The sequence below is a fragment of the Aeromonas sp. 75A genome (genome assembly GCF_051919425.1).
GTDB lineage: Bacteria > Pseudomonadota > Gammaproteobacteria > Enterobacterales > Aeromonadaceae > Aeromonas > Aeromonas veronii.
In genome coordinates this window covers 4,686,322-4,695,754 of sequence record NZ_JBQBES010000002.1, presented here as the reverse complement: position 1 = coordinate 4,695,754, position 9,433 = coordinate 4,686,322, and the positions used below count along the sequence as shown (strand labels likewise).

6 protein-coding genes are annotated in these 9,433 nt (G+C 59.6%); 5 read left to right on the top strand and 1 reads right to left on the bottom strand.

What is annotated here, in order from left to right; genetic code table 11:
* The 5 genes from sucA to ACTG2T_RS21760 all read left to right on the top strand — a co-directional run.
* Positions 1-2,671: 2-oxoglutarate dehydrogenase E1 component (gene sucA / locus ACTG2T_RS21780; protein ID WP_439973819.1), on the top strand; the 2,671-nt coding region annotated here is incomplete at its 5' end.
* Positions 2,672-2,706: 35 nt separating this feature from the next.
* Complete coding sequence (odhB, locus tag ACTG2T_RS21775) at positions 2,707-3,897, top strand: 2-oxoglutarate dehydrogenase complex dihydrolipoyllysine-residue succinyltransferase (protein WP_330124394.1); 1,191 nt, start codon at positions 2,707-2,709, stop codon at positions 3,895-3,897.
* Positions 3,898-4,068: 171 nt separating this feature from the next.
* Positions 4,069-5,235: an ADP-forming succinate--CoA ligase subunit beta gene (gene sucC / locus ACTG2T_RS21770; protein WP_005361097.1), complete on the top strand. Its 1,167-nt coding sequence runs from the start codon at positions 4,069-4,071 to the stop codon at positions 5,233-5,235.
* Complete coding sequence (sucD, locus tag ACTG2T_RS21765) at positions 5,235-6,107, top strand: succinate--CoA ligase subunit alpha (protein WP_005333542.1); 873 nt, start codon at positions 5,235-5,237, stop codon at positions 6,105-6,107. The genes sucC and sucD overlap by 1 nt, the downstream gene beginning before the upstream one ends.
* Positions 6,108-6,384: 277 nt before the next feature.
* Positions 6,385-7,875 (top strand): autotransporter outer membrane beta-barrel domain-containing protein, encoded by a 1,491-nt coding sequence (locus ACTG2T_RS21760; protein WP_330124393.1) that lies wholly within the window; start codon positions 6,385-6,387, stop codon positions 7,873-7,875.
* Positions 7,876-8,026: 151 nt separating this feature from the next.
* Here ACTG2T_RS21760 and ACTG2T_RS21755 read toward each other — a convergent pair whose 3' ends face one another.
* Positions 8,027-9,433, bottom strand: a complete 1,407-nt coding sequence (locus tag ACTG2T_RS21755) for an FAD-dependent oxidoreductase (protein ID WP_330124392.1) — start codon at positions 9,431-9,433, stop codon at positions 8,027-8,029.

Genomic DNA, 9,433 nt, shown 5'->3' with positions numbered 1-9,433 from the left:
TAGCGAGCTGCCCCAGGTCAATGGCCATGCGGTTGAACAACCCCACTCCCAGGTCCGCGATTATTTCCGTCGTCTGGCCGGATCCCTCTCGCTACAGTGCCCCGTCTCCGATCCGCAAGTGGATGCCAAGCAGGTGCGGGTATTGCAGCTGATCAACGCCTTCCGTTTCCGTGGTCACCAGAATGCCAATCTGGACCCGCTGGGCCTGTGGCAGCGTGAAACCGTTGCCGAACTGGATCCTGCGTTCCACAACCTGCAGGGCGCAGATATGGAGGCCACCTTCAATGTGGGCTCCTACGCCATCGGTCGCGAGACCATGGTGCTCTCCGACCTCTACGCCTCGCTGAAGAAGACCTATTGCGGCTCCATCGGCGCCGACTACATGCACCTCACCTCCACGGAAGAGAAGCGCTGGCTGCAACAGCGTCTCGAATCCATTGAAGGGAAGGGGAGTTACACCCTCGAAGAGAAGACCCGTTTCCTCGAGAGCCTGACCGCCGCCGAAGGGTTGGAGAAATATCTGGGCGCCAAGTTCCCGGGAGCCAAGCGCTTCTCGCTGGAAGGTGGCGACGCCATGATCCCCATGCTCAAGGAGCTGATCCGTCGCGCCGGTGAGCAGGGCTGCAAAGAGGCCGTTATCGGTATGGCCCACCGCGGTCGCCTCAACGTGCTGATCAACGTGCTGGGCAAGCGCGCTCAGGATCTGTTCGACGAGTTTGCCGGTAAGCATGGCGAATCCTGGGGAACCGGTGATGTGAAGTACCACATGGGCTTCTCCTCCGACTTCGCCACCCCGGGTGGCAACGTGCACCTTGCGCTGGCGTTCAACCCCTCTCACCTCGAGATCGTCAACCCTGTGGTCATCGGCTCGGTCCGTGCCCGTATGGATCGTCGCGGTGACAAGGATGGCTCCAGCGTGTTGCCCATCACCATTCACGGTGACTCGGCCATGGCCGGTCAGGGCGTGGTGGCCGAGACCTTCAACATGTCCCAGACCCGTGCCTATGGTGTCGGCGGGACGGTGCGCATCGTCATCAACAACCAGGTTGGTTTCACCACCTCCTATATCCGTGACCTGCGTTCCACCGAATATTGCACCGACATCGCCAAGGCGGTGCAGGCGCCGGTGCTGCACGTCAACGGGGATGATCCGGAAGCCGTGGTGCTGGTGACCCAGATTGCCTTGGATTACCGCAACACCTTCAAACGCGACGTGGTGATCGAGCTGGTCTGCTACCGTCGTCACGGTCACAACGAAGCGGACGAGCCGAGCGCCACTCAGCCGCTGATGTACCAGAAGATCAAGCAGCACCCGACCCCGCGCAAGATCTACGCCGATCAGCTGGTGGCCGAGGGGAGCCTCGCTCAGGAGCGGGCGACCGAATTGGTCAACGAGTATCGTGAAGCGCTGGATCGCGGCGAGCGGGTGAGCAAGGAGTGGCGGCCGATGGAGCTGCACTCCGTCGACTGGACCCCTTATCTGGGCCACGACTGGAACATGGCCTATGAGAGTGCCGTGCCGATGGATCACCTCAAGAGCCTCGGCGAGCGGGTGAGCCAGTATCCGGCGACCCACGTGCTGCAGCGTCAAGTCGAGAAGATTTACGAAGACCGCCGTCTGATGGCCGCTGGCGAGAAGCTGGTGGATTGGGGCTTTGCCGAGACCCTGGCCTACGCCACTCTGGTGGACAAGGGGTCCCGTATCCGCTTTACCGGTGAAGACTCCGGCCGTGGCACCTTCTTCCACCGCCACGCCGTGCTGCACAGCCAGACCGATGCCAGCACCTACACCCCGCTGTGCAACCTGCACGACGAGCAAGGCCCGTTCGAGGTGTATGACTCTGTGCTGACCGAGAACGCGGTACTGGCTTTTGAATATGGTTACGCCAGCGCCGAGCCGGCTGGCCTCACCATCTGGGAAGCCCAGTTCGGCGATTTCGCCAACTGTGCCCAGGTAGTGGTGGATCAGTTCCTCTCCTCCGGTGAGCAGAAGTGGGGCCGGATGTGCGGCCTGACCATGTTGCTGCCGCACGGTTACGAGGGGCAGGGCCCAGAGCACTCCTCCGCCCGTCTGGAGCGTTATCTGCAGATGTGCGCCCAGCACAACATGCAGGTGTGCGTGCCCTCAACCCCGGCGCAGGTGTTCCATATGCTGCGTCGTCAGGTTGTGCGCCCGATGCGCCGTCCGCTCATCGTCATGACGCCCAAATCCCTGCTGCGCCATCCGCTGGCGGTGAGCAAGCTTGAAGAGCTGGCGGAAGGTACCTTCCAGAACGCCATCGGCGAGATCGATGCGCTGGATCCGAAAGCGGTCAAGCGGGTGGTCTTCTGCTCCGGCAAGGTCTACTACGACCTACTCGATGCCCGTCGCAAGGCCGAGCAGCAAGATGTGGCATTGGTGCGAATTGAGCAGCTCTACCCCTTCCCGGAAGAGGAAGTGCGCGCCATTCTGGCCGATTACAGCCACGTCACCGACTTTGTCTGGTGTCAGGAAGAGCCGCAGAACCAGGGCGCCTGGTACTGCACCCGTCACCACTACGATGGCGTGCTGCCAGCCGGAGCTACCCTGCGTTATGCCGGTCGCCCCGCGTCAGCCTCACCGGCCGTCGGTTACATGTCTGTCCACGCCAAGCAGCAAAAAGCCTTGGTGGAAGATGCCCTTACCCTGTAAAGCCTCTGGCATAGAAGTAAAAAGGAACTGATTGGATGACTATCGAAATCAAGGTACCGGACCTGCCGGAATCAGTGGCCGATGCCACTATCGCCACCTGGCACAAAAAACCGGGCGATCTGGTCGCCCGTGACGAAGTGCTGGTCGACATCGAGACCGACAAGGTGGTGCTGGAAGTGCCGGCACCGCAAGCCGGAGTGCTGGGGGATATTCTGCAAGGGGAAGGGGCGACTGTGTTGTCCCGTCAACTGATTGCCATCCTCATCGCCGCTCCGGTGGCGGGTGAAGAGACCAAAGAGAAACCCGCTGAAGCGGTTGCCGATGATGGTGCCGATGGCTTGAGCCCCTCGGTGCGCCGCCTGATTGGTGAGCACGATATCGACGTGACCAAGCTGACCGGTACCGGCAAGGGTGGTCGCATCACCAAGGATGATGTGGAAGCCTTCATCAAGGCCAAGAGCCAGCCTGCGGCAGCCGCACCGGTCGCAACTGCAGCCCCGGCAGCCAAGGTTGCCCCGCTGGGTGGTCGCACCGACAAGCGGGTACCGATGACCCGTCTGCGCAAGCGCATTGCCGAGCGTCTGCTGGAAGCGAAAAACACCACCGCCATGCTGACCACCTTCAACGAGGTCAACATGAAGCCCATCATGGATCTGCGCAAGCAGTACGGCGAGATCTTCGAGAAGAAGCACGGCATCAAGCTCGGCTTTATGTCCTTCTACGTGAAGGCGGTGGTGGAGTCCCTCAAGCGCTATCCGGAAGTGAACGCGGCGCTCGATGGTGATGACGTGGTTTACCACAATTACTTCGACGTCAGCATCGCCGTCTCCACCCCCCGTGGTCTGGTGACGCCGGTGCTGCGCGACTGCGACAACATGAGCCTGGCGGACATTGAGAAGGCCATCAAGGATCTGGCGGGCAAGGGCCGTGACGGCAAGCTGACCGTGGATGAACTGACTGGCGGCAACTTCACCATCACCAACGGTGGCGTGTTCGGCTCCCTGATGTCCACCCCGATCATCAACCCGCCCCAGAGCGCCATTCTGGGCATGCACAAGATCCAGGATCGCCCGATGGCCGTTGACGGCAAGGTCGAGATCCTGCCGATGATGTATCTGGCGCTCTCCTACGATCACCGTCTCATCGACGGACGCGAATCGGTAGGCTTCCTGGTCTCCGTCAAGGAGCTGCTGGAAGACCCGACCCGTCTGTTGCTGGACGTCTAAGCCTGTGGCACCCGGGCAAGGGGTTTGCGCCCCGAGCTGAGTGTGCTGCTGGACGTTTGAGTAATACCCGAGCGATTGAAAGATAACGAGGGGCCGCCCAGGCCCCCATTCACAGGGGATTGAGAAACACCAGCCCCGGACGGAAATACCTACAACACGGATAGAGCATCTATGAATCTGCATGAATATCAGGCAAAACAGCTGTTTGCCGAGTATGGCCTGCCGGTCTCCGAAGGTTATGCCTGTGCTACCCCACAAGAAGCGGCCGAAGCGGCCGACAAGATTGGCGGCAATACCTGGGTCGTCAAATGCCAGGTACACGCCGGTGGCCGCGGTAAAGCGGGCGGCGTGAAAGTGGCCAAGAGCAAGGATGAGATCCGTGCTTTTGCCCAAAACTGGCTTGGCAAAAATTTGGTGACCTACCAGACCGATGCCAACGGCCAGCCGGTCACCAAGATCCTGGTGGAATCTTGCACCGACATCGCCAAAGAGCTCTACCTGGGCGCCGTGGTTGACCGTGGCTCTCGCCGCGTGGTCTTCATGGCCTCGACCGAAGGTGGCGTGGATATCGAGAAGATTGCCCACGAAACCCCCCATCTGATCCACAAGGCGGCTATCGATCCGCTGGTGGGTCCGCAGGCTTATCAGGCCCGCGAACTGGCCTTCAAACTGGGTCTGGTCGGCGATCAGATCAAACAGTTCACCAAGATCTTCATGGGTCTGGGCCAAATGTTCCTGGATTGCGATTTCGCGCTGCTGGAGATCAACCCGCTGGTGATCACCGCGCAGGGCAACCTGCACTGCCTGGATGGCAAGATCAACATCGACGCCAACGCACTGTATCGTCAGCCCAAGCTGCGCGAGATGCACGACCCGTCACAAGATGACCCCCGCGAAGCGCACGCCGCACAGTGGGAGCTGAACTATGTGGCCCTCGATGGCAACATCGGCTGCATGGTCAACGGCGCGGGTCTGGCCATGGGCACCATGGACATCGTCAACCTGCACGGCGGCAAGCCGGCCAACTTCCTTGACGTCGGCGGCGGCGCCACCAAGGAGCGCGTAACCGAGGCGTTCAAGATCATCCTCTCCGACAGCAACGTCAAAGCGGTGCTGGTCAACATCTTTGGCGGCATCGTGCGCTGCGACATGATCGCGGAAGGCATTATCGGTGCGGTCAAGGAAGTGGGGGTCAAGGTGCCCGTCGTGGTCCGTCTGGAAGGCAACAACGCCGAGCTGGGTGGTATCAAGCTGGCCGAGAGCGGCCTCAACATCATTGCGGCCAAGAGTCTGACCGATGCCGCGCAGCAAGTCGTCAAAGCAGCGGAGGCCAACTGATGAGCGTACTGATCAACAAGGACACCCGAGTCATCTGCCAGGGCTTTACCGGCGGTCAGGGTACTTTCCACTCCGAGCAGGCGCTCTCCTACGGCACCCAGCTGGTGGGCGGCGTCTCCCCGGGTAAGGGCGGCACCACCCATCTGGGCCTGCCGGTGTTCAACACCGTACGTGACGCGGTCGAAGCGACCGGCGCCACCGCCTCCGTCATCTATGTGCCGGCTCCGTTCTGCAAGGACGCGATCCTGGAAGCGATCGACGCGGGCATCAAGCTCATCGTCACCATCACCGAAGGCATCCCGACGCTGGATATGCTGGACGTCAAAGTGAAGCTGCAAGAGACCGGCGTGCGGATGATCGGCCCCAACTGCCCGGGCGTGATCACCCCGGGTGAGTGCAAGATCGGCATCATGCCGGGCCACATCCACAAGCCGGGCAAGGTGGGCATCGTCTCCCGCTCCGGCACCCTGACCTACGAAGCGGTCAAGCAGACCACTGACGAGGGCTTTGGCCAGTCCACCTGTGTCGGTATCGGTGGCGACCCCATCCCGGGCTCCAACTTTATCGACATTCTGGAGATGTTCCAGAACGACCCGCAGACCGAAGCGATCGTGATGATCGGCGAGATCGGCGGCAACGCCGAGGAAGACGCAGCGGCCTATATCAAGGCCCACGTCACCAAGCCGGTGGTCTCCTATATCGCGGGTGTTACCGCCCCTCCCGGCAAGCGGATGGGCCACGCTGGCGCCATCATCTCCGGTGGCAAGGGTACTGCCGCCGAGAAGTTTGCCGCGCTGGAAGATGCTGGCGTGAAAACCGTCCGCTCCCTGGCCGATATCGGCAAGGCCCTGCGCGAAGTAACCGGCTGGTAATTCCTGTTAGCCCGTTATCTCTAATAAAAGTGCCGCCCGATGGGCGGCATTTTTTATGGGTTTTAAAGTGGTTTGATTTAATCAATCATCGCGATTCAGGCGCTAAACGAATTTTATTACAGGAGACCAGAAACAGTGTGGATACTAAAATAGTCTGCGATTTGAACTTGTCAGATTGATTTGTTCCTTTACCCATTGCATCGAGTGACCTGTTTGTGGGGAATGCTAAAAGTCATGCAAGGATGTCAGTGAGATAACGTAGTGTCAGGAGGACATAATGATTTCACGTATTTTGGGAATTGGCTGCCTTACCAGTATCTGCTTGCCAACAGCATGGGCGGCGGATTGCCCGAACAGGCAACCGGGGCAGCATCTAAAGTTTCTTGGGCGTTCGGCTGACAATTCGGTATCACTATGGCTTTCAAGTCCAGGTTCCGGGGGGAATTTTCGCCTCTCTGCTCCCGGGGTATCTGAAATCGATAGTTGGAATGCAAACCGCGCGTCGTTGCACCTGAGTGTCTCACCTGTAGTACTTGATGACCTTAACGGGACTCACAAACTGGATCTCCTCAATGCGGATGGTTCTTTCAACTGCTTCCTCGATTCGAGAAACCAGACCAATCCGGTATTTCCAAATATTCCCCCGATCGATGGGGGAGAGAGTAACGGTGGCACTGGTGGCGGAACCGGAGGTGGTGGCGGCAGCAATGGAGGAAGTGGTGGCGGAACCGGCGGTGGGGGGGGCGGCAATGGTGGAACTGGTGGCGGATCCGGCGGTGGGGATGGCAGCAATGGTGGTAGTGGTGGTGGCACCGGCGGTGGGAGTGACCCGATCCGCAATATTGTGACCAGTATCAGTGCAGATGCCTTGATGGGCTATTTGAGCGGCTCCCTCAGTATTTCAGATCGTGTCGTTGTCGGGCTTGACCAATTTGAAGATATTGCCAGTCAAAAGGGGTTGTGGCAGGTATGGACTGATGTACGCCATACCGGAGTCTCCGATGATCGTAACGAGATAGACACATCCGGACATGCCAACAGCTTTTTGATCGGTATACACAGATCCCTTGGTAAAGACGGGCTGGGCGGTATTGCATTTGCCAATAGCAAAACCTCTCTTGGCACGTTTGGCAGTTCGGTACGAAATGAGGGGGACAGCTTCTTTGTTGGGCCATATGGCGGCTATAGGCTAGATACGCACTGGCTGCTGGATGGCTGGGCTGCATGGGGACGAACTGATAACGATACCGAACTCGATGTACTTAAAGGGAGTTTCAAGACAACGACCGGGTTGATCTCAGCCAACCTGACCGGCGGCTACGATGTTGGTGAATATCTGCTGCGGCCCAAGCTTGCCCTCTTTTACAGTCACAATAAATCCGATGCGTTTGATTACACAGGCTCATTGCCTTATGCAAACCAGATTTATAACGTGACATTGCGGGTTAATGAAAACTCTTTTGAATATGCCACCAGTGAAGCATCAGGGGATATCAGTCGTATTTTCACCACAACCGATGGGGTTCAAATTATACCGGCCCTGCGTCTTGGGGTTCGTTATGATATTGAGCGTCCCAATGATGGTCAGATCCTGAATGAAAATCTGACAATGGAAAGTACGACCCCGTGGAGTGGATCTGCACGGATTGCACTGGCGGTAGCCCCTCAGCGTCATCAGCGTTTTGAAGTTATCACCGGTTATTACAGTATCGGGCGTCAGGACCTTGACCTCTGGGATATTAGATTTAACGCCGCAGTGAATTTTTAATTAGTGTTGTAACTATATATGTGCTGACCTTCTGGTCAGCACATTGTTATGGATGATTGCCGATGAAGATGTGGATAGCTCATCCACGATGAGGTCGCCTGAGAGGCCAAGCGTTAGAGCCTGGTGCAATATCAAGGTCAAGTGAAATAACTTATTTATCCGCCTTGCCCGCCGCATCGGCAAGTTTGGCCAGTTGTTTGTCATACCAGGCTACCGGGCGGTTCTCATCTTCCGCCCGCTCTTTGCGCCGGATGGCGTTGCGCACCGCCATGGCGCCCAGCCAGCGAAAGGGTTCGGGCGGAAAATAGCCGCGCGGGCCGCTGACCAGCGCACAGTCGCGCCACGGCTTGTCCTCTTCCCGCACTTCATCGCGCACCAAAGCCGCCAGGATCTGGCCACCCATCCAGCTTTGCGCCACTCCGTTGCCGGAGTAGCCGAGGCCATAGACGATATTGGGCTGCCCTCGCCAGTGGCCGAAGAAGGGGAGGCCATCTACCGAGCGGTCGGAGGCGCCGCACCAGCTGGCGGCGATGGGCACCTCTTTGAGCGCCGGAAAGAAGCGGCGCAGGGTGCGGGTGAGGGGGGCAAGATAACGGCTGGGGGCATCAAACTCGGCCAGATGGCGGTTGGCAAAGGCGAAGGTGTTGCCCCCCTTGCCCAGCATCAGCCGCCCTTGCGGGGTGGAGCGGTAGTAATGCACAAAGGTGCGGCCATCCACCACGGAGCGGCCGTGCGCAAGCTGCTGGGCGGCCAGTGCATCCGGCGCGGGGTCGGTGATCACCATATCGGAAGAGACCAGCACTATGCTGCGGCGAAACTCGCGAAAGTGCTGCACCATGGCGCTGTTGAGGGCCAGTACCACCTTGCGGGCACGCACCTCACCCTGCGGCGTTTGCACCCGTGCCGGCTGGCCCGCCTCAAGGCGCTGCATGGGGGAGTGCTCATAGACCTCGACCCCCAGCTCCCGCGCCACCCGCAGCAGGCCGCGCACCAACAGTGCCGGTTGCACCGAACCGGCGTGGGCGCTGTAGAGCCCCTCCAGATGAACGTGGGAGCCGCTCTGGCTCGCCAGTTCACCCTCCGCAATCGCCTGCCACTGGTTAAGGTCGGCTCGCTTGAGTTCCTGCAATACCGGCTCCATCAGGCCGCGCTGGGCCTCGCTGGTGGCTGTGTAGCAGGTGCCCTCGACCCTCAGCTGTGCCTCAATATTGTGCTGTTCGCAGAAGCGGGCGATCTCGTGCACCGCCTGCTCGGATCTTTGCACCAGCCAGGCAGCCTGATCTTCCCCAAAGAGACGCTTTAAGGTCAGGTACTTGGCCGACCAGGTGAGCAGGCAGCCGCCGTTGCGCCCGGAGGCGCCGCTGCCGCAGCGATCTTTTTCCAGCACTATGACGTGCAGGTGCGGTTCGGCCTGTTTAAGGGCGATGGCGCTCCACAGCCCGGTAAAGCCGCCACCGACGATGCAGACATCGGCCTCGTGGTTGCCGACCAGGGGGATGGGGGGCGCGGACTGTTCGGCGGCGAGCGCTTCGGCCAGCCAGAAGGGGAGAGTGGACAT